Raw genomic sequence first — 22,852 nt, forward strand, 5'->3', positions numbered from 1 at the left:
GGCCGGGAAGGATCAACTTAATCGCGGCCAGTAGTCTTTATTGGCTTCAATTAAGTCATCAAGGATCGCTTTGGCAACAGAGGCGCTCGGTACAGTTTTTGAGAGCGTGATGGCCTGCCACAGTTTCAGATATGACCCCTGCTCCCAGGCATCGACCACCAGTTTTTCCACCGCCACCTGCTGGCTCATCAGCCCTTTCTGAAAATGCGGGATAGTGCCGACCGTCAGCGGCTCCGGACCGTTTTTGCCCACCAGACAGGGGATCTCCACCATCGCGTCGGCATCGAAATTGGCGATAGCGCCGTTGTTCGGCACGATCAGCAGCATGCGCTCTTGGGTGTTAAAGGCGATGGCGGCGGCCAGGTCGACGATATAAGAGGCGTGTTCGTCAATTTCCAGCTCCCCGGCTGCGGAATGCCCGGCCTCAATAATGGCGCGACAGGCGCTGAACACGTGCTTTTCACGGTGATCCATCACCTCGTTTGCCCGTGTGCGCCCGGGGTTAGCGTGCGCGACGACATAATCCGGGAAGAGATAATATTTCAGATAGGTGTTGGGCAGCGTAGCCGGATCCAGCGCCTGCACGTCCTTCGCTTTGGCGAAGGTGTCGTTCCAGCTCGCTTCCGTATGCTCATCATTCGACGGAGGAATATACCCGTGTTCAGACACGTACTGGCGCAGCGCGGGCATTAAATCGTTACCGTCCAGGTCCTCTATCCCATGCCACCAGCCAAAGTGGTTCAGCCCGTAATAGCGGGTGATCATCTGTTTGCGGTCTTGTAGGCCGAGGATTTGGGCCATGCGTCCTTCGATGCCAATCGGCATATCGCAAATGTTAAGGATTTTTGCCGTCGGGCGCAGCCGCCGCGTGGCTTCCGCGACAATCGCCGCCGGGTTGGAGTAGTTCAGCATCCAGGCGTGTGGCGACCAGGTCTGCATATAATCCACCAGCTCCAGCACGCCGCCGATGGATCGCATCCCGTAGGCAATACCGCCCGGCCCGCAGGTTTCCTGACCGACCACGCCGTGGCGCAGCGGGATCTTCTCGTCTTTTTCGCGCATCGGGTATTTGCCCACGCGGATATGCGCCATCACAAAATCGACGTCGCTGAACGCGGTTTGCGGATCGGTGGTGTAGCAAAAATCGATGTCCGGGGCTTGCTCGCGCAGAATGATTTTGCAGGCTTCAGCAATCACCTCCTGGCGCGCGCCGTCGTTGTCATAAAACTTCAGCGCCCGTAACGGCAGGCGATGTTGATTAGCGAGTAACATCAACACGATACCTGGCGTAAAGGTGCTGCCGCCGCCGGCAATAACAACCGAGAATTTTTTCATGATATGACCTCTGTCATGGGGGAAGGTTGGTTTGATAACGGGACTTTCATCAGACTTTCCAGCTGATCGCGCACCAGGGGAACGTGCAGGCCGACAATCACCTGAATGGCGTTGCCGCTGCGCACGACACCATGGGCGCCCAGGGCTTTAAAAACATCGTCGCTGTGCGTTTTCGCCATGTCGACCAGCGTGATGCGCAGACGCGTGGCGCAGTTGTTAAGCGTTGCAATATTGCCCGCGCCGCCGAGGGCCGCGAGGTAAGCCGCGGCCGGATTTTTCTCCGCCGCCGGGGTTTGCGCCTGCAACGCTTTGTAATCCGCTTTGCTGTACAGCTTAATTTCCGCGTCGTCGCGTCCCGGCGTTTTCAGGTTGAAGCGCAAAATCAGCGTGCGAAACACCACAAAGTAGATGGCGGTAAAACTCAACCCGATGCCGAGCTGCGTGAATATCATCGGGGCATGATTGTTAAACATCGGGATCCAGTTCTGGGGCAGCATGGTGTCAAGGAAGCCGCCGCCCAGGTTTCCCACCACGCCGCCCATATACATCAGCGTCGCCATGGTCGCCGCCAGCACCGCATGGATGGCGAAAAGCACCGGCGAGATAAACAGAAAAGTGAATTCCAGGGGTTCGGTGATGCCCACCAGCACTGCCGTTAATACTGCCGGGATCAGCAGACCGGCGATTTTTTTGCGATTATGTACGGCGGCGGTGTAGTAGATCGCCAGCGCAATCCCAGGCGAGGCGAACACCTTTGAATTACCGAATAAGCCGAATCCGCCTTCCGGAAAGAGCGTTTTCAGCGGCGTGGTGGTCTGGCTGAATTCCAGCAAATGGTTGGCCCAGTACACCTGAATACCGCCTTCTACCGCCGCCGGGCCGAACATAAAGGGGCCGTAAATAAAATGGTGTAATCCGGTTGGGATCAGAATGCGTTCCAGGAAGGTATACACCCAGACGCCCGCCGCCCCGGCGCTGCGTAAAAAAGCCTGCAATGATTCAATCCCAAACTGTACTTTCGGCCAGCCCCAGAGTGTTAACCATGCGCAGGGCAGCATCATTAAAAACGCCACGATAACCACGAAAGAGGTGCCCTGAAAAACACCTAAAAATACTGGCATGGGTTTATCGAAATAGCGGTTATGTATCGCCGTTACAATACCGGCAATGACAATGCCGCCAATAATACTGGTATCCAGCGTTTTAATTCCGGCAATAGTGGTTAAACCGCTTCCGGCAACAGCATCAATACTAAAGTCAACGCCGAAAAAAGTGCCCCAGGCTACACCCATGGCATTAATAAAATAATTCCATGTCATAAAGCTAATCAGTACGGCTAAACACGCCCGCGCCTGCGCTTTATTTGCGAGGCCAACAGGTAATCCCACAGCAAAAACCAACGGCATATTTCTGAATACTGTCCAGCCACCTTCTTCAATAATATTAATCACTTGTGCAAAGAGTGAATCAGGCGATGTTAATGCTTCGCCTACAAAAAGCGGATTCTGCAATAATATTGCTAAACCGACGACGATCCCTGCAAATGGAAATAGCAATACCGGGGTGAACATAGCGCCACCAAAGCGTTGTATTTGACTCAGCATTTTCATAATCCTTATAAATATTGCATATAACTTCCGGAAGGGCTGATAATGGATAACTGCAATAATCATAAAGCAGGGCAGACACGGCGCTTATTTAATAAATAATTATTTTGTGATGCTGCACAGGATTTTATTTCGGTGCACCTGTCTATATTTTCGGAAATAAGCAGACATGTCATAAATAATGCGGTAGTGATAGCAGAACAGGGACGCCTGGTGACTGACGAGCAGGGAATGAAAATGACAAAAAAGAGGTCTAAAAGTGATCTATAAATCGCTGGCGGAAACATTACGTGCCCGGCTGAATGAAAAAGAGATGCAGACGGGAAGCGTGCTGCCCGGCGAGAAAACGCTGGCGCAGGAGTATGGCGTGTCGCGCATGACCATGCGCAGAGCGCTGGCTGTACTTGTCGAACAGGGGCTGATTGAACGGCGGCACGGCAGCGGCACCCGTCTGCTGAAAAAAGATGTGCACCACGAAACCCGCAATCTCACCGGCTTTTGCGAAATTATGAAAGCGCAGGGGCGCAGCGTGATGAGCGAGGTGCTTGAATTCGAAGTGATGCCCGCCCCACCCGCGATTGCCAGTCAGCTACGTCTGCAAATCAATGAACGCATCTACTATTCACGCCGGTTACGCTATGTGGATGGCGCGCCGTTGCTGCTGGAAGACAGCTATATGCCGGTGAAGCTGTTTCACGACCTGGCGCTGGTGCATCTGGAGGGATCGAAATTCGACTACATCGAAAAAAACTGCGGGATAGATATTAGCGGGAATTATGAGAGCCTGACGCCGGTGCTGGCGGACGGGGAGATGTCGAGACTACTGAAGGTAGCTCGCGATACGCCGTTATTGCGGATCACGTCGCTGTCCTACAGCGACAGCGGCGTGTTTCTTAATTATTCCATCATGTACCGCAATGCCAGCGATTATCAGGTGGATTACCACCTGCGGCGTGGCCGCTGACGCTTAACCTATCCCCCAGAACAGTACCGCCAGCAGCTGCGGGGTGATGATGCGCAGAAACATCACCAGCGGGTAGACGGTGGCATAGGAGAGCGCCGCCGCGCCGCTGGTGGCGTGCAGACCACTGGCGAAGGCCAGCGCCGGGGGATCGGTCATTGAACCGGCCAGCATGCCGCACAGCGTCAGGTAGTTCATTTTGGTGAAGATACGCGCCAGCAGGCCGACGGCGATCAGCGGCACGGCGGTAATAAGGATGCCGTAGCCCATCCAGTTAAGGCCGTCGCCATTGATCAGCGTGTCGATAAAATCGCCGCCGGATTTTAAGCCGACCACCGCCAGAAAGAGCACAATACCCAGTTCGCGCAGCGCGAGGTTGGCGCCGGGCGGCATAAACCAGTACAGCTTACCGATACTGCCGATTCGCCCGAGGATGAGCGCCATAATCAGCGGTCCGCCCGCCAGCCCGAGCTTTAACGCCACCGGAAATCCCGGCACATACAGCGGCAGAGAGCCTAACAGCACGCCAAGCCCGATGCCGATAAACACCGGCAGCATCTGCACCTGCTGGAGTTTTTGCTGCGCGTTGCCCACTTCGGCGGCCACCGCGTCAATAGACGCCTGCCGCCCCACCAGGTTGAGAATATCGCCAAATTGCAGGCTGGCGTGGCTGCTCGCCACCAGCTCCACCCCGGCGCGATTAAGGCGTGAGATCACCACGTCGTAACGCTGTTTAAGGTGCAGATCGCGGATTTTTTTGCCGAGCACTTTTTCGTTGGTCACCACCACGCGCTCGACGTGCAGATCGGTGCCGCGCGTGGACAGCGAGGTATCCACCTCCTGACCGATGACCACCAGCGCGCTGCGCAGATCCGCTTCCTGACCCACCAGATGCAGCAGATCGCCGTGCCTGATGATTGTGGACGGCGACGGCACCATCAGGGTGTCATCGCGTTTCAGGCGGGAGCAGATGATCCTGTCGCTGTTGAGCACCGGCACATCCTGGATCGCCATGCGGTTCAGGTTCGGATTTTCCACGCGGATATTAATGGTTTTAAGCTGCGGATGGCCGTTCCCGGCGCTGTGCTCGTGCTGCTGCGCTTCCTGGTCGATATTGACGCGGAACAGCCGCCGCATCAGCCACATGGTCAGCAGAATGCCGCAGATGCCGAATGGATAGGCCATCGCATAGCTCATACCCATCTGATCGACGACATCCCCCGGCGTGCCTAAATCACGCAGAATTTGCTGCCCTGCTCCCAGCGCAGGGGTGTTGGTGACCGCGCCCGAGAAAATCCCCAGCACTACCGGTAAAGGGATGGCAAAGAGTTTATGCAGCAGCGTGGTGACCAGCCCGCCCATAATGACGATCAGCACGGCGAACAGATTGAGGCGTAATCCTGATACGCGCAGCGAGGCGAAAAAACCCGGCCCGACCTGAATGCCGATGGTGTAAACGAACAGGATCAGGCCGAACTCCTGCATCACGTGCAGCATGTCGCTGCTGAGGCCAATCCCGGCCTGATCGACGAAGTGCCCGACGATAATGCCGCCAAACAGTACGCCGCCAATACCAAAGCCCACGCCGCGGATTTTGATATTGCCGATCCACAAACCCACGACAGCAACCAGCGCCAGAATACTGACCGTTAACGCTATCTCACTCATAAAGGGATCCTTGTGAATAACACTATTATTTACAGGGATTTTCGCAGAGCGCAGCGCGGCTGTATGGGTGGTGGCGCACAAAAGGGAGTAAGCAGAGACAAGCAGGCCGGGTCAGCATGGCGCTGGCCCGGCCAGAAGATCAGAGGTAATAAAGACTTAGCTGTTCAGCGCAGGGCGTTCGCTGATGGCGATACGCTGCGGCGCGATGGCTTCCGGCACATTGCGGGTCAGATCGATGTGCAACAGGCCGTTGTTGAAGGTCGCGTTAGCCACTTCCATATGTTCGGCCAGGGTGAAGCCCAGGCTGAACGGCTGGATGACCAGACCCTGATGCAGCCATTTCGGCTCGCTGGCAGGTTTTTCCGGCGTGCCTTTAATGGTCAGACGCTGACCTTCAAGCTGGATCTCTAAATCGTCCTGACGGAAACCGGCCAGCGCCAGCGTAATGCGGTAGTGGTTATCGTCGCTTTTTTCGATGTTGTACGGCGGGAAAGACTGCCCTTCAGCCGTGTTTTGCAGCGCATTAGCCAGTTTGTCAAAACCGATCCATTGACGCAGAAGTGGGGATAAATCGTAGTTACGCATGGTTTTCTCCTTCTGAGAAGCGAGTAAATATCTGCCTGTATGAAGACAGGCATCTGCTCCCTGACGGCGAGCAAGGTGATTCGGGCACGCCCAGGCATGCCCTGGCAATTAGTTGATTTCGATACGGCGCGGTTTGTTCGCTTCCGGAATGACACGTTCCAGATCGATATACAGCAGGCCGTTGACCAGGTTAGCGCCACGTACGTGGATATTTTCGGCTAACTGGAATTTACGCTCGAAATTGCGTTCGGCGATGCCCTGATAGAGATAAGTACGCTCTTTTTGCTCAGCGGCATGGGCACCTTTCACCACCAGCATATTGTCCTGGGCGGTGATCTCCAGCTCGCTTTCTGCAAAGCCGGCAACGGCAATGGCGATGCGGTAGTGATTTTCGTCAACCAGTTCAACGTTATACGGAGGGTAACCGCCGTTGCTTTGGGTCTGATTATTTTCTAACAGGTTGAACAGGCGATCGAAACCAATAGCAGAACGGTAAAGCGGAGAAAGATCGAAGTTACGCATAAATAAGCTCCTGAAATCAGCGAGAATTTCCAGCCTTCCACCATGGACAGGCTTGTCGGCCCCCGAACACCCCGCAGGCGTGTTCTTTCCGGGACATTACCTAAAATGGGTGCAGTCATTTTCTTTTCAAGGGTGTTTATCTGACTTTTTTTTGCACTTTCGCAGTCATTGCATAGACTGGGTTACAGCATAAATTGTTAAATTGCGATGACCGCCACAGTGTGGCGCTCCATCACTACTCTTTTACGTTCAGGATCGCTATAAGCGTGTACGGCCACTCACTATGATCAAATCGTTATGAAAAACATTCTTCTAATACTGGCTGTCGTAAGCGGGATGATGTCGATCGGCGGTTGCTCCAGCGTGATGTCCCATACCGGCGGCAAAGAGGGGCTTTACCCCGGCACCAGCGCCAGCACAAAAATGCTCGGCGACGATGACACCAGCATCGGCATGAAATCGCTGGTGGCGCTGGATATGCCTTTTACGGCGGTAATGGATACGCTGCTGCTGCCCTGGGATTTATTCCGCAAAGATAATTCGCTGCGGTCGCGCGTCGAGAAAAGCGAGCAGGCGAATCTGGCGACCAACTCGGTGATCCCGCCCGCCGTCGCGCCCTGATTTACAATCCGGTGGCCGTTAACCACAGTTGACGGTATCCCTGCGTCTCCTCCATCCAGGCGATATGCCGCCCGTCCGGCGAAAAGACCACCGCGTCTGCGGCCGGGATATTTTCGTGATCGGTAGTCAAAAAAGTGATGTCGCCGCATTGCGCGTCGCACATCGCGATGCGGTTTTCCAGCACAAAGCCCAGCGCATTACCTGCCGGATGCCAGTTAAACGCCGACTGAATATCACTGGCATTGTGCGTCAGCTGGCGCGGTTCCCCGCCCTCCGGCGATATCAGCCATAACTGAACAATACCCCGCTCATCACGCATCAGAAACGCAATGGAAGTTGCCTGCGGATTGCTGCGCACCCAGTGGCGCGGAGTGTTCACCAGTCCCGGGAAAGCCCGTTCATGAGTAAAGGTCAGACGTTTTTGCAGTACGCCTGCGGGCGGCGCGGGCAGCGTATCGGGCGTTCCGGCTAAAGGTCGATCGCCCGCCTGCTTCCAGGCCGCCTCTGTGCGCGGCAAGGTGACGATAAACAGCTCCGGCACCTTCTCCCCGCGAAGGGACAGCGTATCGCCGATAAACGCCAGCGCGTCGTTCCCCACCCAGCCTTCTTCATAAGCCCGGTTGATGTCATCGCTGCCGGGCTGCGGTGTGGCGGTTGTTTTACTGACCAGCACGCACCAGTGGCTGCCGCAGTATTCCCGCGGATGCGTGCGCGGCGGTTCCACCGGACCAAAGGGCGCTGCCACGCCAACGTTGCGCAAATCCAGCGCCGGGGAGAGCGTATGTATGACATGATCGTTATAGGTAAAGCTGACGTACTCACCGTTCGGGCTATAAACGTGAACATGGCTGCCGCCGCGCAGCGCGCCCGGGGTGAAGGGCGCGGTGATGTCCATCGCGTCCAGATTTTGGGTGTTACCCGCATGCGTCACCACGCCGCGCCGGTGGTGAAAATCGTACTGCCACTCTGCGTCGGGGTTTTCCGGCCCATGGATAAAGACATATTTTTCCGCCGCCGGATGCACCGTCACCACGCCGACATGCGCCCCCTCAGGGGCGGTATAAATCACCTCAACCGCACCGGTGTGTATATTGACGCGCTCAATGGTGCGCCCGGTAAAAGAGGCGCCCGAAGGCCGCACGTCGTAGACCAGCCACTGGCTGTCCGGCGTCCAGGTCCGGGTATTGGTCAGCTGATGGTGTTGTGCGGCAAAGGTGATCTGTTTCATGTCGTTTTGCGTCTTCAGGCCGATCAGTTCAGGACGAATTTTTCGATAGCGTAAGCGACGCCGTCTTCCAGATTGGATTTGGTGACGAAATCCGCGACCTCTTTCACCGAATCAATGGCGTTATCCATTGCCACGCCAAGACCGGCGTATTCGATCATCGCGATGTCGTTTTCCTGATCGCCGAGGGTCATGATCTCGTCAGGCGTAATGCCCAGCGTATCGGCCAGCGATTTCACACCGGTGCCTTTATTGACGCGTTTATCGAGGATTTCGAGGAAGTACGGCGCACTTTTCAGCACGGTGTATTTCTCTTTCACTTCTGCCGGAATACGCGCAATGGCTTTATCCAGAATGGCCGGCTCGTCGATCATCATCACTTTCAGCAACTGGATCGCCGGGTCCATTTTTTCCGCTTCGCAGAACACCAGCGGGATGGTGGCCACGTAGGATTCGTGCACCGTGTAGTAGCTGATGTCACGGTTGGCGGTGTAGAGCGTATTGCGATCCAGCGCGTGGAAGTGTGAGCCCACTTCGCGGGACAGCTGTTCCAGATAGCGGTAATCGTCGTAGCTCAGGGTGGTCTGCGCCACTGTGCTGCCATCGCTCGCTTTCTGCACCAGCGCGCCGTTGTAGGTGATGCAGTAATCACCCGGCTTATCCATGTGCAGCTCTCTCAGGTAGTTGTGTACCCCGGCATAAGGACGCCCGGTGGTCAGCACAACGTTAACGCCCTTTTCACGCGCCGCGGCAATGGCATTTTTAACCGCAGGTGAAATGGTATGGTCCGGCAGCAGCAATGTACCGTCCATGTCGATTGCAATGAGTTTGATAGCCATGAGTTCCCCGCAGTAAATGAGTCTTAACGCATGCTAACGCGATTCTGCCGAAAAAACACGGTAAGAAAGGGGGATGGAGTCCGGGGAGAAGATCCTCCTTTTGCGGCCAAAAAAAAGCCCGGTGGCGCTGACGCTTACCGGGCCTGATGCTGCTGTAGCCCCGGTTAGCAACGCGCCACCGGGGACAAACGGCTTAGATATCGATGTTCGCGGCTTTCAGGGCGTTCTCTTCGATAAAGGCGCGGCGCGGTTCAACGGCGTCGCCCATTAAGGTCGTGAACAGCTGATCGGCGGCAATAGCATCTTTCACCGTGACGCGCAGCATACGGCGGCTGTCCGGATCCATGGTGGTTTCCCACAGCTGCTCCGGGTTCATCTCGCCCAGCCCTTTATAACGCTGAATGGACAGACCACGACGGGACTCTTTCACCAGCCAGTCCAGCGCCTGCTCGAAGCTGGCCACCGGCTGGCGACGTTCGCCACGCTCGATAAAGGCGTCTTCTTCGATCAGACCGCGCAGTTTCTCACCCAGCGCGCACAGACGGCGGTATTCGCCACCGACAATGAACTCATGCTCCAGCGGATAATCGGTATCCACACCGTGAGTACGTACGCGCACGACCGGCTCGAACAGTTTCAGCTCGGCGTTCTCGCGCACCGCGACGTTCCAGGTGCTGCCGTGCATTTCGTTTTCATTCAGCGTGTTGATGAGCTGCGTCACCCAGCCCGTCACTTTCGCTTCGTCGGTGAGATCGTCTTCCGCCAGCGTCGGCTGATAGATCAGCTCTTTCAGCAGCGCGCGCGGGTAGCGACGCTCCATGCGGCCAATCATTTTCTGCGCGCCATTGAATTCAGCCACCAGTTTTTCCAGCGGCTCGCCAGCCAGAGCCGGAGCGCTGGCGTTGGTGTGCAGCGTGGCGCCGTCGAGAGCGATAGCGATCTGATACTGATCCATCGCTTCGTCGTCTTTGATGTACTGTTCCTGCTTGCCTTTCTTCACTTTGTACAGCGGCGGCTGCGCAATGTAGACGTGGCCGCGCTCAACGATTTCCGGCATCTGACGGTAGAAGAAGGTCAAAAGCAGCGTACGGATGTGCGAGCCATCGACGTCCGCATCGGTCATGATGATGATGCTGTGATAGCGCAGCTTGTCCGGGTTGTACTCGTCACGGCCAATGCCGCAGCCGAGCGCGGTGATAAGCGTTGCCACTTCCTGCGAGGCGAGCATCTTGTCGAAACGCGCTTTCTCAACGTTAAGGATTTTACCCTTCAGCGGCAGGATCGCCTGGTTCTTACGGTTACGTCCCTGCTTGGCAGAGCCGCCCGCAGAGTCCCCTTCCACCAGGTACAGTTCGGAGTGAGCCGGGTCGCGCTCCTGGCAATCCGCCAGTTTGCCCGGCAGACCGGCCAGATCCAGCGCGCCTTTACGACGGGTCATTTCACGGGCGCGACGGGCAGCCTCACGGGCGCGCGCCGCATCAATGATTTTACCGACGACGATTTTCGCGTCGTTCGGGTTTTCCAGCAGGTATTCTGACAGCAGTTCGTTCATCTGCTGCTCAACCGCCGATTTCACCTCGGAAGAAACCAGTTTGTCTTTGGTCTGGGAGGAGAATTTCGGATCCGGCACTTTCACCGATACCACGGCAATCAGGCCTTCACGCGCATCGTCGCCGGTGGCGCTGACTTTCGCTTTTTTGCTGTAGCCTTCTTTGTCCATGTAGGCGTTCAGGGTACGGGTCATTGCCGCACGGAAGCCAGCCAGGTGCGTACCGCCATCCCGCTGCGGGATGTTGTTAGTAAAGCAGTAGATGTTTTCCTGGAAACCATCGTTCCACTGCAATGCCACTTCAACGCCGATACCGTCTTTTTCGGTGGAGAAATAGAAGACATTAGGGTGGATCGGCGTTTTGTTTTTGTTGAGGTATTCAACAAACGCCTTGATGCCGCCTTCATAATGGAAGTGGTCTTCTTTACCGTCACGCTTGTCGATCAGGCGAATGGAGACGCCGGAGTTCAGGAACGACAGCTCGCGCAGACGCTTGGCCAGGATGTCATATTCAAATTCAACGACGTTGGTGAAGGTTTCATGGCTCGGCCAGAAACGCACCTGCGTACCGGTAGCGTCGGTTTCACCGGTGACGGCCAGCGGTGCCTGCGGCACGCCGTGCACGTAAGTCTGCTGGTGGATTTTGCCTTCACGACGGATCAGCAGCTCCAGTTTTTGCGACAGGGCGTTAACCACTGATACGCCCACACCGTGCAGACCACCGGACACTTTATAGGAGTTATCATCAAATTTACCGCCTGCGTGCAGTACGGTCATGATAACTTCCGCCGCCGACACGCCCTCTTCCGGGTGAATACCGGTCGGGATGCCACGGCCATCGTCCGTTACGGAGACAGAGTTATCGGCGTGGATCGTCACCACAATATCTTTACAGTGACCCGCGAGCGCTTCGTCGATAGCGTTATCCACAACCTCGAATACCATATGGTGCAGGCCGGTGCCGTCATCCGTATCGCCGATATACATACCCGGGCGCTTACGCACCGCATCCAGCCCTTTGAGGACTTTGATACTGGAGGAGTCATAAGAATTCGACATCAACGTTTCTCGCTCATTTAGTCTTGGGTTAATCCGTTATTTTACCCTTTTCCACGGTGAACATCTTCGAATTTTTGTCCGACATGTCCAGAACGTGTTCAGCGCTGATGGCGCTGACAAAGACCTGTGACTGCGTGGCTTTTAAGCGGCTGGCAAGCAGTCCGCGCCGTGCGTCATCAAGCTCTGAGGCAAAATCATCTATCAGGTATAAACAGCGTCGCCCGCTTTCACGGGTTAAGAACTCGCCCTGCGCCAGACGCAACGCACACATCAGCAGTTTTAACTGCCCGCGTGAGAGCGTATCTTCCACCGGCGCGCCGTCGGCACGAATGCGGAAATCCGCCTTGTGCGGGCCGTGCGCGGTGTACGTCAGCATGCGATCGCGCTCGAAGCTACGCTCCAGCACCTCGCCATAGTCGGTCTCTTTTTCCCAGCCGCGCTGGAAAGAGAAGCTCAGGGTGAATTCGGGTAGAAACTGTTTGCAGGTATCCGCCATATCTTCAGCGATGGCGGCGCTGTATTCGGCGCGCCATTGACTGATTTGTTCCGCCAGCGGGATCAACTCCTTATCCCACGGGCGCAACTGCGCATAGTGACTCACCTGGCGCAGCGCGGCGTTGCGTTGTTTCAGCAGACGCTTCAGGTTGCTCCAGGCGTTAAAGAATCCGGCTTCATTGTGAAAGCATCCCCAGTCGATGAATGCTCTTCTGTATTTGGGGCCGCCGTTGAGTAAAGTAAACCCCTCGGGCGTAATCAGTTGCATCGGCATCAGCAGCGCCAGCTCCGCGACTTTGTGACCGTCGGTGCCGTCGATACGCACCGTGCTGTCGCCGAGCTTGTCTTTAGTCAGGCCGATTAAGGTTTCGCGCTCCTCGCCCTGCAGACGCCCGTGCAGAATAAACGACTCCTGCTCGTGGCGGATGACGCGGCCAATTTGCAGACTGCGAAACGCCCGGCCATGGCCGAGGGTGTAGATCGCCTCCAGCACGCTGGTTTTGCCGCTGCCGTTCGCGCCAACCAGGAAGTTAAAGCCGGGGGATAAAGCGAGATCCGCGCTCTCGATGTTGCGAAAGTCGCGGATCAACAAGCGGGTGAGCGACATTACAATCTCATTGGCATGACAACGTAGGCCGCGCTTTGGCTGGCTGCATCTTCAATCTGCACACTGGAAACCGAATCCGTCAGCATGATGCGGACGTTTTCGCACTTCAGCGCGTTCAGCACATCCAGCACGTAACTGACGTTAAAGCCAATTTCCATATCCGTGCCGCCGTAAGTCACGTCGAGGATCTCTTCTGCCTCTTCCTGCTCAGGGTTATTGGCGGTGATTTTGATCTGGTTCTGGCTCACATAAAGACGTACACCGCGGAATTTCTCGTTGGAGAGGATCGCTGCGCGGGCAAAGGCCTGCTTCAGGATGTCGCAGCCTGCTTCCAGATGCTTGTCCGGATTCTTCGGCAATACGCGGCGATAATCCGGGAAACGGCCATCAACCAGCTTGGATGTGAAGATAAAATCGCCGACGTGCGCGCGAATATTGTTGCTGCCGATTTGGATGCGCAGCGGCGAATCACCGCCGTCCAGCATACGCATCAGCTCGATCACGCCTTTACGCGGCACGATCACCGAATGGTTGGGCAGCGACTGCCCGACCGGCATGGAACAGACTGCCAGGCGGTGACCATCGGTCGCCACGGTGCGCAGCTCTTCGCCTTCGGTTTCAAACAGCATACCGTTTAAGTAATAACGCACGTCCTGATGCGCCATGGAAAACTGGGTCGCTTCGATCAGGCGCTTCATGGTCGCCTGCGGCAGGGTGAATTCCACTTCGCTCTGCCAGTCGTCCAGATTCGGGAAGTCTGCCGCCGGCAGGGTCGACAGCGAGAAACGGCTGCGCCCGGAGCGTACCAGCATACGGTCGCCCTCCAGCTGTACGGCGATCTCGGCGCCTTCCGGCAGGCCACGGCAAATATCAAAGAATTTGCGCGCCGGAACGGTGGTCGCACCGGGTTCGTGCGGCTGCAGCAGCGCGACGCGGGCCACCATTTCCATTTCCAGATCGGTACCGGTCAGCGACAATGCGCCGTCAGCAACCTGCAACAACAGGTTACCCAGAATAGGCAGCGTAGGACGACCACCCAGCGGGCCGCTGACCTGCTGGAGCGGCTTGAGTAAATGTTCACGTTCAACGGTAAATTTCATAGCGTCACTTTCATCGCATCACGAAGATAATGTTCTGATTAAATTGGAAAAGTCTTCTTTGATATCATGACTTTCTTCACGCAACTGCTCGATCTTACGGCAGGCATGCAGCACGGTAGTGTGGTCGCGGCCACCAAAGGCATCGCCGATTTCCGGCAGGCTGTGGTTGGTGAGCTCTTTCGCCAGCGCCATCGCCATCTGGCGTGGACGCGCTACCGAGCGGGAGCGGCGTTTGGAAAGCAAATCCGCCACTTTAATTTTGTAATACTCCGCCACCGTTTTCTGGATGTTGTCGATGGTGACCAGTTTTTCCTGTAACGCCAGCAGATCGCGCAGGGCTTCCCGCACGAAATCAATGGTAATGGCGCGACCGGTAAAGTTGGCGTTGGCAATGACGCGGTTCAGCGCGCCTTCCAGCTCACGTACGTTTGAGCGCAGACGCTTGGCGATAAAGAACGCCACTTCACCCGGCAGACGAATATCGTTTTCGTCGGCCTTCTTCATCAGGATCGCCACGCGGGTTTCTAATTCCGGCGGTTCGATCGCAACGGTCAGCCCCCAGCCGAAACGGGATTTCAGACGATCCTCAACACCGTTGATCTCTTTGGGATAACGATCCGAGGTGAGAATGATCTGTTGATTACCTTCCAGCAGGGCGTTGAAGGTGTGGAAAAACTCTTCCTGGGATCGTTCTTTATTAGCAAAGAACTGGATGTCATCGATCAGCAGGGCGTCAACGGAGCGGTAGTAGCGTTTAAACTCTTCGATCGCGTTGTTTTGCAGGGCTTTTACCATGTCCTGAACAAAACGCTCGGAGTGCATATACACCACTTTGGCGTTCGGCTTACGCGCCACAATGCCGTTGCCCACCGCATGCAGCAGGTGCGTTTTACCCAGACCTGTTCCACCATAAAGGAAGAGCGGGTTATACGCGCCGCCTGGGTTATCCGCCACCTGACGGGCCGCAGCGCGGGCCAGCTGGTTGGATTTACCCTCAACGAAGTTATCAAAGGTGTGTTTGACGTTAACGTTGGAGCGATAGGTTGGCTCCGCGGGAGCCGGGACGTTATCCCAGCCTGAGCGTGCGGGCGCGGGGCGCGGGGTATGCACCGCCGCCACCTGCGCAGGCGCGGCGACGTTCACCGTCTCCCTGACGGTCTGCGTGACCGGTTTGGTTCCCACTTCAAAACGCAGCTGGGGGACATCAGTACCGCAGAAATCATTGAGCAGCCCGTTGATGTTATTAAGGTATTTATCCCTTACCCAATCGAGCACAAAACGGTTTGGCGCATACAAAGCCAGCGTGTTATCACTCAGTTCCGCCTGCAATGGGCGGATCCACATACTAAATTCTGTGGCTGGTAACTCATCCTGCAATCGGGCAAGACACTGCTGCCAAAGCGAAAGTGACACGGCGGACTCCACTCGAACAAAGTCGATAAAATGACAAAGGCTGAATATTCATGATTGTTGACACACGTCGAAAAGGTCTCTGAAAGACCCCTGAAGGGTGACGTGCGAACCGCTATTTGCGATTTGTCCCTTTTTACGATCGAGGATCGCGATCGGGACCGCGGATCATAACGTAAACAGCCGAAGAGATCTTGTGTTTCTCACAGATTCTTCACCATTTATCCACAGGTCGATCCGAACCGGGTAAGTGTAAACGATCCTGGCAGGGTGCGGCAGGATTTAGCCTGCATATTGGAAAATATGCTGAGCAACGCCAAAATTTTGCTTAATTGATCTCAGGAAGATCCTTGAGGATCCTTGCGCTTTCGTCGCCAGCCCGTATAATCCTCCACCCGGCGCGCAGCGTATGATTTTTGTCGTTTAAGGCTGTTCATTTTACAGACAGAATCATGCGAAAATACGCGGGATATAAGGAAAGAGAATTGACTCCGGAGTGTACAATTATTACAATCCGGCCTCTTTATTCACCAACACTGAAGCGTACGCAGTTGGCCTTGCCAAACGAGCAGGCGCAAAAGTCAGTGAAATCATTCAAGTTTAGGTAGAAATCGCCATGAAACGCACTTTTCAACCGTCTGTACTGAAGCGCAACCGCTCTCACGGCTTCCGCGCTCGTATGGCTACTAAAAATGGTCGTCAGGTTCTGGCACGTCGTCGTGCTAAAGGCCGTGCTCGTCTGACCGTTTCCAAGTAATAAAGCTAACCCTGCGTGGTTAAGCTCGCATTTCCCAGGGAGTTACGCTTGTTAACTCCCAATCATTTCACATTCGTCTTCCAGCAGCCACAACGGGCTGGCACGCCGCAAATCACCATCCTCGGCCGCCTGAATTCGCTGGGGCATCCCCGTATCGGTCTTACCGTCGCCAAGAAAAATGTTAAACGTGCGCATGAACGCAACAGGATCAAACGCCTGACGCGCGAAAGCTTCCGTTTACGTCAGCATGAACTCCCAGCAATGGATTTCGTGGTGGTGGCGAAAAAGGGGGTTGCTGACCTCGATAACCGTGCTCTCTCGGAAGCGTTGGAAAAATTATGGCGCCGCCACTGTCGCCTGGCTCAAGGCTCCTGATAGCCCTTATTAGGGTTTATCAACGCCTGATTAGTCCGCTACTCGGGCCACATTGCCGTTTCACTCCAACCTGTTCGGCCTACGGAATTGAGGCATTGCGCAGGTTTGGAGTGATAAAAGGCAGTTGGTTGACGGTGAAACGCGTATTAAAATGCCACCCTTTACACCCGGGTGGCGACGACCCCGTCCCGCCAGGACCTTTTAATACCAGAGAACACTAACGATGGATTCGCAACGCAATCTTCTTGTCATCGCTTTGTTGTTCGTGTCTTTCATGATCTGGCAAGCCTGGGAGCAGGATAAAAATCCTCAGCCTCAGGCGCAGCAGACCACGCAGACTACGACCACCGCAGCGGGTAGCGCCGCAGACCAGGGCGTACCAGCCAGTGGCCAGGGAAAACTGATTACCGTTAAGACCGATGTGCTGTCTCTTACCATCAACACCCGTGGTGGTGATGTTGAACAAGCGCAGCTGTTAGGTTATCCGAAAGAACTGGGTTCTTCTGAGCCGTTCCAGTTGCTGGAAACCACCCCGGAGTTCATCTATCAGGCACAAAGCGGCCTGACAGGTCGTGACGGCCCGGATAATCCGGCTAACGGCGCACGTCCGCTGTATAACGTCACCAGTGACGCCTTTGTGCTGGCGGATGGCCAGAACGAACTGGCGATCCCAATGACCTATACCGACGCGGCAGGCAACACCTTCACCAAAACCTTTACGCTGAAACGCGGTGAGTATGCGGTGAACGTTGGCTACAACGTGCAGAACAGCAGCGCGAAACCGCTGGAAGTGGCAACCTTCGGCCAGCTGAAGCAATCCATCAATCTGCCGGCTCATCGTGACACCGGAAGCAGCAACTTTGCGCTGCATACCTTCCGTGGCGCGGCGTACTCCACGCCAGATGAGAAGTACGAAAAATATAAATTCGATACCATTGCCGACAACGAAAACCTGAACGTCACCGCAAACGGCGGCTGGGTCGCGATGTTGCAACAGTACTTCGCAACCGCGTGGGTTCCGCGTAACGACGTGGCAAACAATTTCTACACCAACAACCTGGGCAATGGCGTTGCCGCTATCGGCTATAAGTCTGCGCCGGTTCTGGTTCAGCCGGGTCAAACCGGTGCGCTGAGCAGCACCCTGTGGGTGGGTCCGGAAATTCAGGACAAAATGGCTGCTGTTGCGCCGCACCTTGATCTGACCGTGGATTACGGCTGGTTGTGGTTCATCTCTCAGCCGCTGTTCAAACTGCTGAAATGGATCCATAGCTTCCTGGGTAACTGGGGCTTCTCCATCATCGTTATTACCTTTATCGTTCGTGGCATCATGTACCCGCTGACCAAAGCGCAGTACACCTCCATGGCGAAGATGCGTATGCTGCAGCCTAAAATTCAGGCCATGCGTGAGCGTCTGGGTGATGACAAGCAACGTCAGAGCCAGGAAATGATGGCGCTGTACAAAGCAGAGAAGGTTAACCCGCTGGGCGGCTGCTTCCCGCTGCTTATCCAGATGCCAATCTTCCTGGCGCTGTACTACATGCTGATGGGCTCCATTGAACTGCGTCATGCGCCGTTCGCGCTGTGGATCCATGACCTGTCCGCACAAGACCCGTACTACATTCTGCCGATCCTGATGGGCGTGACCATGTTCTTCATTCAGAAGATGTCGCCGACGACCGTTACCGATCCGATGCAGCAGAAAATCATGACCTTTATGCCGGTCATCTTTACGGTGTTCTTCCTGTGGTTCCCGTCTGGTCTGGTGCTGTACTATATCGTCAGCAACCTGGTGACCATTCTGCAACAACAGATGATTTACCGTGGACTGGAGAAACGTGGCCTGCATAGCCGCGAGAAGAAAAGCTCCTGACGTCATGTAGGCCGGGTAAGCAAAGCGCCACCCGGCAAACAGAAAAGTTCTGACAGGGCGGTCGATTGACCGCCTTTTTTATTGGTTTTAAAGAGATAAATCATGAGCCATAACGACACTATCGTTGCGCAGGCCACCCCCCCTGGACGCGGTGGCGTGGGCATTCTGCGCATCTCTGGCCTTAAAGCGCGGGAAGTGGCTGACGTTGTGCTGGGCAAGCTGCCGAAGCCGCGTTACGCCGATTACCTGCCGTTTCAGGATGCTGACGGCAGCGCGCTGGATCAGGGGATCGCGCTGTGGTTCCCCGGCCCCAACTCCTTTACCGGAGAAGACGTGCTGGAGCTCCAGGGGCACGGTGGACCGGTTATTCTCGATCTGCTGTTAAAACGCATCCTGAAGATCCCCGGCGTGCGTATTGCGCGGCCTGGCGAGTTCTCTGAACGCGCCTTCCTCAACGATAAGCTGGATCTGGCTCAGGCCGAGGCCATTGCCGATCTCATCGACGCCAGCTCAGAACAGGCCGCACGCTCGGCGCTGAACTCGTTGCAGGGCGCGTTTTCCGCCCGCGTGAATCATCTGGTGGAAGCACTCACTCACTTACGCATTTACGTTGAAGCGGCCATCGACTTCCCGGATGAAGAAATTGATTTTCTGTCGGACGGTAAAATCGAAGCGCAGCTTAACGAGGTCATTGGCGATCTGGATGCCGTTCGCGCTGAAGCGCGTCAGGGCAGCCTGCTGCGGGAAGGGATGAAAGTGGTGATCGCAGGCCGTCCGAATGCCGGTAAATCCAGCCTGCTGAACGCGCTGGCGGGGCGAGAGGCGGCGATTGTCACCGATATCGCCGGTACCACGCGCGATGTGCTGCGCGAGCATATTCATATCGACGGGATGCCGTTGCATATCATTGATACCGCCGGTCTGCGCGAAGCCAGCGATGAAGTCGAGCGTATTGGTATCGAGCGCGCCTGGCAGGAGATCGAACAGGCTGACCGGGTATTGTTTATGGTGGACGGCACCACCACCAGCGCGGTTGATCCAGCAGAGATCTGGCCCGACTTTATCGCCCGGCTGCCGGCAAAGCTACCCATTACGGTGGTGCGTAACAAAGCAGACATTACCGGCGAGACGCTGGGCATCAGCGATGTGAATGGTCACTCACTTGTGCGTCTATCCGCGCGCACCGGTGAGGGTGTAGATGTACTGCGCCATCATCTCAAAGCCAGTATGGGGTTTGATACCCGTATGGAAGGCGGCTTTATGGCGCGTCGTCGTCATTTACAGGCGCTGGAACTGGCGGCTGACCATCTGCAACAGGGTAAGGCGCAACTGCTCGGCGCATGGGCAGGCGAACTGCTGGCAGAAGAGCTGCGGCTGGCGCAGCAGGCATTAAGCGAGATCACCGGTGAGTTCACCTCCGACGATCTACTGGGCCGGATCTTCTCCAGTTTCTGCATCGGTAAGTGATCTCTTTAAAATAAACATTGCTACTCACTAAGGATCTGTGCGTTAATAGACTCATTGGTTTGACGCACAGACCTTTAAAGCAGTTAGTAAAGTAGTCCTCCAGAAGTTATCCAAAGATACCCTTCGTCGTGAGCTTCTCTTAATCGCTTCAAAAATTCTGTCAAGCACACCATCGCGCCGAAAGGCACTAATTCAATATCAAAGGTAATTTCTATGTCTGCTAAAATGACTGGTCTGGTAAAATGGTTCAACGCTGATAAAGGTTTCGGCTTCATCACTCCTGACGATGGCTCTAAAGATGTGTTCGTACACTTCTCTGCTATCCAGAACGATGGCTACAAATCTCTGGACGAAGGTCAGAAAGTGTCCTTCACCATCGAAAGCGGCGCTAAAGGCCCGGCAGCTGGTAACGTTGTAAGCCTGTAAGCTTCTACGTTCTAAGCACAGTATTTTAAAACCCGCCTCTGGCGGGTTTTTTCGTTTTCAGGGCCTGCTGTTAAAGGAAATGTAAAATTCCGGCACGGCGGTTCAAATCCTCTTTTTTCCTCAAGCAAACCTGCGCACAATACAGGCCATTAGCTATCCTCGTTGTCTGATCCTTCAGACCATTATCACGGAGCGAAAAATGGCAACACACTTTGCAAGAGGGATCCTGACCGACGGTCATCTCACCTCAACGAGGCTGCCTTCTGCCTGTCACCACGCCGCACGTCAATTACCTGAACATCAGCGCCACCGCTTTCTTGCCTCCCGGGCGTTACTCGCGGAACTGATGTTTATGCTTTACGGCATCAGTGAACTGCCGGACATCGTGATCCAGCCGAACGGCCGTCCGGTGTTTTTTGATATGCAGTTACCGCATTTTTCCCTCGCCTATGCCGGGAATATGGTTGGCGTGGCGATCACCACCGACGGCATTTGTGGGCTGGATATGGAGTTACAGCGGACGACGCGCGGTCTGCACAGCCCCCATGCGCAGGAACGGCAGATCTTCACTAACAATGAAAAGCTGTGGATCGGTAACCAGAACGATCCCAATGAAGCCCAGACACAGCTTATCACGCTGCGTCAGAGCGTATTAAAGATGGCCAGCCAGACGCAGGACTCGCCGGAGCTGTTACAGCTGCTGCCGGGTTCAGGTCGTCTGCGGGCGGCGCTGGCGGCCCCGGTGGAAGCGTTGTGTGATGCGGAGGATGTGCTGATCTGGTCGGTTGCCGTCTCACCGGCGATGGAAACGCTGCGGATCTGGGCATTTGACAGTAAAAGCGGCTGGAGCAGCCTGCCGGATATTCAACAGCGGGCGAATGCCCCTGCGGCGCGCCTGATGCGGTTCAGCAGTTTGCCTGCCTGAGAGAAGATCTGCCCTCACCCCGGCCATTTTGCCAGGATGAGGGAGCAATGCTTAATGCGCGTCGATAAAGGCAATCTTCAGCACAAACAGCAGCGCCACGACAACCACGCATGGGCTGAGTTCGCGCAGACGACCTGTACCGATTTTCATCACGCAGTAAGAGATAAAGCCCAGCGCGATGCCTTCGGTGATCGAGAAGCTGAACGGCATCATCACGGCAGTGATAAAGGCCGGTACCGCTTCGGTCAGATCATCCCACTTCACCCGCGCCAGGCTTGACGTCATCAGCACGCCCACGTAAATCAGCGCGCCTGCGGCGGCATACGGCGGCACCATGCCCGCCAGCGGCGACAGGAAGATCACCAGCAGGAACAGCACACCTACCACTACCGCGGTCAGACCGGTGCGGCCACCCACGGACACGCCGGACGAGGATTCAATGTACGCGGTCACGGAGGAGGTGCCGATGAATGAGCCTGCCACAGACGACACGCTATCCACAAACAGCGCCTGCTTCATGCGCGGGAATTTACCTTTTTCATCCGCCAGGCCCGCTTTATCCGTCACGCCAATCAGCGTACCGGAGGAGTCGAACAGGTTCACCAGCATGAACGAGAAGATCACGCCCGCGAGGCCCAGATTAAAGGAACCGGCTAAATCCACATGACCGACCACACTGGTCACGCTCGGCGGCGCAGAAACAATGCCACCGTAATGCACATCGCCCAGCATCCAGCCCAGCAGTGTGGTGACCACAATGGAAACCAGCACGGCCGCGTGAATATTACGCGAGGCCAGAATAGCGATGATAAAGAAGCCCAGCACGCCCAGCAGTACGCTGTGAGACGACAGGTTGCCAATAGTGACGAGGGTTTCTGAATTCGCCACGATCACGCCGGCGTTTTTCAGACCCATCATGCCGATGAATAAGCCGATACCGCTGGTGATACCCACGCGCAGGCTGACCGGGATATTGGCAATCATCCAGTAACGTACGCGGAAAATGGTCAGCAACAGCAGGCCAATCGCGCCCCAGAAGATCGCGCCCATGCCGATCTGCCACGGCAGCCCCATGGCGCCCACCACCACAAATGCAAAGAAAGCGTTCAGACCCATTGCCGGTGCCAGCGCGACCGGCAGGTTAGCGAACACGCCCATCAGAATGCTGCCAAGCGCGGCGATAAGACAGGTGGTCACAAACACCGCGCTGGTATCCATGCCAGCGGCGCCCAGGATTTGCGGGTTAACAAAAACGATATAGACCATCGTCAGGAAGGTGGTGAACCCGGCGATGACTTCGGTGCGTGCCGTTGTGCCGTGTTCACGCAGTTTAAACACGCGGTCGAGCAACCCCTGGCCTGATGGCTGGGTGGTGTGTTGTTGGCTCATTATCAATTTCCAAACATGGGAGGGAAAAATCCGTCGCTATCCTATACCAAAATGCGACAA

General features: G+C 55.6%; 21 protein-coding genes and 1 other annotated feature. Of the genes, 9 read left to right on the forward strand and 12 right to left on the reverse strand.

The window, feature by feature from the left end:
* Positions 1–12 precede the first annotated feature (12 nt).
* Both QRD42_RS04695 and QRD42_RS04700 read right to left on the reverse strand, forming a co-directional pair.
* Positions 13–1,335: a 6-phospho-alpha-glucosidase gene (locus tag QRD42_RS04695; protein WP_321988293.1), complete on the reverse strand. Its 1,323-nt coding sequence runs from the start codon at positions 1,333–1,335 to the stop codon at positions 13–15.
* The gene (locus QRD42_RS04700) at positions 1,332–2,939 is read right to left on the reverse strand and encodes an alpha-glucoside-specific PTS transporter subunit IIBC (RefSeq protein WP_321988294.1); all 1,608 of its coding nucleotides are present in this window, start codon (positions 2,937–2,939) and stop codon (positions 1,332–1,334) included. Before QRD42_RS04700 ends, QRD42_RS04695 begins: the two co-directional genes overlap by 4 nt.
* A 262-nt stretch (positions 2,940–3,201) precedes the next feature.
* Here QRD42_RS04700 and QRD42_RS04705 point away from each other — a divergent pair, with 262 nt between their 5' ends.
* Positions 3,202–3,906, forward strand: coding sequence for a GntR family transcriptional regulator (locus tag QRD42_RS04705; protein ID WP_072570919.1), 705 nt, complete (start codon positions 3,202–3,204; stop codon positions 3,904–3,906).
* Positions 3,907–3,909: 3 nt separating this feature from the next.
* Here QRD42_RS04705 and QRD42_RS04710 read toward each other — a convergent pair whose 3' ends face one another.
* The 3 genes from QRD42_RS04710 to ibpA form a co-directional block, all read right to left on the reverse strand.
* The gene (locus QRD42_RS04710) at positions 3,910–5,571 is read right to left on the reverse strand and encodes a putative transporter (protein WP_072570917.1); all 1,662 of its coding nucleotides are present in this window, start codon (positions 5,569–5,571) and stop codon (positions 3,910–3,912) included.
* Positions 5,572–5,727: 156 nt separating this feature from the next.
* Positions 5,728–6,156 (reverse strand): small heat shock chaperone IbpB, encoded by a 429-nt coding sequence (gene ibpB / locus QRD42_RS04715; protein ID WP_072570916.1) that lies wholly within the window; start codon positions 6,154–6,156, stop codon positions 5,728–5,730.
* 108 nt (positions 6,157–6,264) lie between these two features.
* Positions 6,265–6,678 (reverse strand): small heat shock chaperone IbpA, encoded by a 414-nt coding sequence (gene ibpA, locus QRD42_RS04720; protein WP_072570914.1) that lies wholly within the window; start codon positions 6,676–6,678, stop codon positions 6,265–6,267.
* Positions 6,672–6,742, reverse strand: a sequence feature (ROSE (Repression Of Heat Shock gene Expression) occurs in the 5'-region of heat shock genes and acts as an RNA thermometer to modulate expression.). Its footprint overlaps the gene before it by 7 nt.
* Before the next feature lie 233 nt (positions 6,743–6,975).
* Here ibpA and QRD42_RS04725 point away from each other — a divergent pair.
* Entirely contained in the window at positions 6,976–7,299 is a 324-nt protein-coding gene (locus tag QRD42_RS04725) for a YceK/YidQ family lipoprotein (protein ID WP_072570912.1), read from the forward strand.
* A gap of 1 nt (position 7,300) precedes the next feature.
* Here the strand turns inward: QRD42_RS04725 and QRD42_RS04730 are convergent, their stop codons facing one another.
* From QRD42_RS04730 to dnaA, 6 genes are all read right to left on the reverse strand, one after another.
* Positions 7,301–8,527 (reverse strand): DUF3748 domain-containing protein, encoded by a 1,227-nt coding sequence (locus QRD42_RS04730; protein WP_072570910.1) that lies wholly within the window; start codon positions 8,525–8,527, stop codon positions 7,301–7,303.
* Positions 8,528–8,550: 23 nt separating this feature from the next.
* Positions 8,551–9,363: a sugar-phosphatase gene (yidA, locus tag QRD42_RS04735; RefSeq protein WP_072570908.1), complete on the reverse strand. Its 813-nt coding sequence runs from the start codon at positions 9,361–9,363 to the stop codon at positions 8,551–8,553.
* Positions 9,364–9,556: 193 nt separating this feature from the next.
* Positions 9,557–11,971 carry a DNA topoisomerase (ATP-hydrolyzing) subunit B gene (gyrB, locus tag QRD42_RS04740; RefSeq protein ID WP_321988296.1) on the reverse strand — a complete coding sequence of 805 codons (2,415 nt, stop codon included), beginning with the start codon at positions 11,969–11,971 and terminating at the stop codon, positions 9,557–9,559.
* 28 nt (positions 11,972–11,999) lie between these two features.
* Positions 12,000–13,073, reverse strand: a complete 1,074-nt coding sequence (recF, locus tag QRD42_RS04745; protein ID WP_072570905.1) for a DNA replication/repair protein RecF — start codon at positions 13,071–13,073, stop codon at positions 12,000–12,002.
* Positions 13,073–14,173, reverse strand: a complete 1,101-nt coding sequence (dnaN, locus tag QRD42_RS04750) for a DNA polymerase III subunit beta (RefSeq protein WP_072570903.1) — start codon at positions 14,171–14,173, stop codon at positions 13,073–13,075. The genes recF and dnaN overlap by 1 nt, the downstream gene beginning before the upstream one ends.
* Positions 14,174–14,191: 18 nt before the next feature.
* Positions 14,192–15,586 (reverse strand): chromosomal replication initiator protein DnaA, encoded by a 1,395-nt coding sequence (dnaA, locus tag QRD42_RS04755; RefSeq protein WP_072570902.1) that lies wholly within the window; start codon positions 15,584–15,586, stop codon positions 14,192–14,194.
* Between the two features lie 613 nt (positions 15,587–16,199).
* Between dnaA and rpmH the strand changes: the two genes are divergently transcribed.
* The 7 genes from rpmH (at position 16,200) to QRD42_RS04790 (ending at position 21,403) form a co-directional block, all read left to right on the forward strand.
* Positions 16,200–16,340, forward strand: a complete 141-nt coding sequence (rpmH, locus tag QRD42_RS04760; RefSeq protein ID WP_000831330.1) for a 50S ribosomal protein L34 — start codon at positions 16,200–16,202, stop codon at positions 16,338–16,340.
* Positions 16,341–16,355: 15 nt separating this feature from the next.
* Positions 16,356–16,715 (forward strand): ribonuclease P protein component, encoded by a 360-nt coding sequence (gene rnpA, locus QRD42_RS04765; protein ID WP_072570900.1) that lies wholly within the window; start codon positions 16,356–16,358, stop codon positions 16,713–16,715.
* The gene (gene yidD, locus QRD42_RS04770; protein ID WP_072570898.1) at positions 16,679–16,936 is read left to right on the forward strand and encodes a membrane protein insertion efficiency factor YidD; all 258 of its coding nucleotides are present in this window, start codon (positions 16,679–16,681) and stop codon (positions 16,934–16,936) included. Before rnpA ends, yidD begins: the two co-directional genes overlap by 37 nt.
* A gap of 2 nt (positions 16,937–16,938) precedes the next feature.
* A complete protein-coding gene (gene yidC / locus QRD42_RS04775; RefSeq protein WP_072570896.1) occupies positions 16,939–18,585 on the forward strand; it encodes a membrane protein insertase YidC in 1,647 nt (548 codons plus the stop codon).
* A gap of 102 nt (positions 18,586–18,687) precedes the next feature.
* Positions 18,688–20,052 (forward strand): tRNA uridine-5-carboxymethylaminomethyl(34) synthesis GTPase MnmE, encoded by a 1,365-nt coding sequence (gene mnmE / locus QRD42_RS04780; RefSeq protein WP_318362498.1) that lies wholly within the window; start codon positions 18,688–18,690, stop codon positions 20,050–20,052.
* A gap of 213 nt (positions 20,053–20,265) precedes the next feature.
* Positions 20,266–20,478, forward strand: coding sequence for an RNA chaperone/antiterminator CspA (gene cspA / locus QRD42_RS04785; RefSeq protein ID WP_003860775.1), 213 nt, complete (start codon positions 20,266–20,268; stop codon positions 20,476–20,478).
* 199 nt (positions 20,479–20,677) lie between these two features.
* Positions 20,678–21,403, forward strand: a complete 726-nt coding sequence (locus QRD42_RS04790; protein WP_072570893.1) for a 4'-phosphopantetheinyl transferase family protein — start codon at positions 20,678–20,680, stop codon at positions 21,401–21,403.
* A 51-nt stretch (positions 21,404–21,454) separates the two neighbouring features.
* On the opposite strand, the gene QRD42_RS04795 is transcribed toward QRD42_RS04790, so the two are convergent.
* A complete protein-coding gene (locus QRD42_RS04795) occupies positions 21,455–22,792 on the reverse strand; it encodes an NCS2 family permease (RefSeq protein ID WP_318362497.1) in 1,338 nt (445 codons plus the stop codon).
* Positions 22,793–22,852 lie beyond the last annotated feature (60 nt).

It is taken from the genome of Enterobacter sp. PGRG2 (assembly GCF_030291195.1).
Classification (GTDB): Bacteria; Pseudomonadota; Gammaproteobacteria; order Enterobacterales; family Enterobacteriaceae; genus Enterobacter_D.

Excerpts from the sequence above, each read along its gene's own strand:
- QRD42_RS04730 (WP_072570910.1), bottom strand. The coding sequence starts at position 8,527 with ATGAAACAGATCACCTTTGCCGCACAACACCATCAGCTGACCAATACC.
- QRD42_RS04710 (WP_072570917.1), bottom strand. The coding sequence starts at position 5,571 with ATGAGTGAGATAGCGTTAACGGTCAGTATTCTGGCGCTGGTTGCTGTC.
- QRD42_RS04790 (WP_072570893.1), top strand. The coding sequence starts at position 20,678 with ATGGCAACACACTTTGCAAGAGGGATCCTGACCGACGGTCATCTCACC.
- cspA (WP_003860775.1), top strand. The coding sequence starts at position 20,266 with ATGTCTGCTAAAATGACTGGTCTGGTAAAATGGTTCAACGCTGATAAA.
- QRD42_RS04700 (WP_321988294.1), bottom strand. The coding sequence starts at position 2,939 with ATGCTGAGTCAAATACAACGCTTTGGTGGCGCTATGTTCACCCCGGTA.
- QRD42_RS04695 (WP_321988293.1), bottom strand. The coding sequence starts at position 1,335 with ATGAAAAAATTCTCGGTTGTTATTGCCGGCGGCGGCAGCACCTTTACG.
- ibpB (WP_072570916.1), bottom strand. The coding sequence starts at position 6,156 with ATGCGTAACTACGATTTATCCCCACTTCTGCGTCAATGGATCGGTTTT.
- gyrB (WP_321988296.1), bottom strand. The coding sequence starts at position 11,971 with ATGTCGAATTCTTATGACTCCTCCAGTATCAAAGTCCTCAAAGGGCTG.
- yidD (WP_072570898.1), top strand. The coding sequence starts at position 16,679 with ATGGCGCCGCCACTGTCGCCTGGCTCAAGGCTCCTGATAGCCCTTATT.
- ibpA (WP_072570914.1), bottom strand. The coding sequence starts at position 6,678 with ATGCGTAACTTCGATCTTTCTCCGCTTTACCGTTCTGCTATTGGTTTC.
- dnaN (WP_072570903.1), bottom strand. The coding sequence starts at position 14,173 with ATGAAATTTACCGTTGAACGTGAACATTTACTCAAGCCGCTCCAGCAG.
- recF (WP_072570905.1), bottom strand. The coding sequence starts at position 13,073 with ATGTCGCTCACCCGCTTGTTGATCCGCGACTTTCGCAACATCGAGAGC.
- yidA (WP_072570908.1), bottom strand. The coding sequence starts at position 9,363 with ATGGCTATCAAACTCATTGCAATCGACATGGACGGTACATTGCTGCTG.
- mnmE (WP_318362498.1), top strand. The coding sequence starts at position 18,688 with ATGAGCCATAACGACACTATCGTTGCGCAGGCCACCCCCCCTGGACGC.
- yidC (WP_072570896.1), top strand. The coding sequence starts at position 16,939 with ATGGATTCGCAACGCAATCTTCTTGTCATCGCTTTGTTGTTCGTGTCT.
- QRD42_RS04725 (WP_072570912.1), top strand. The coding sequence starts at position 6,976 with ATGAAAAACATTCTTCTAATACTGGCTGTCGTAAGCGGGATGATGTCG.
- QRD42_RS04795 (WP_318362497.1), bottom strand. The coding sequence starts at position 22,792 with ATGAGCCAACAACACACCACCCAGCCATCAGGCCAGGGGTTGCTCGAC.
- rpmH (WP_000831330.1), top strand. The coding sequence starts at position 16,200 with ATGAAACGCACTTTTCAACCGTCTGTACTGAAGCGCAACCGCTCTCAC.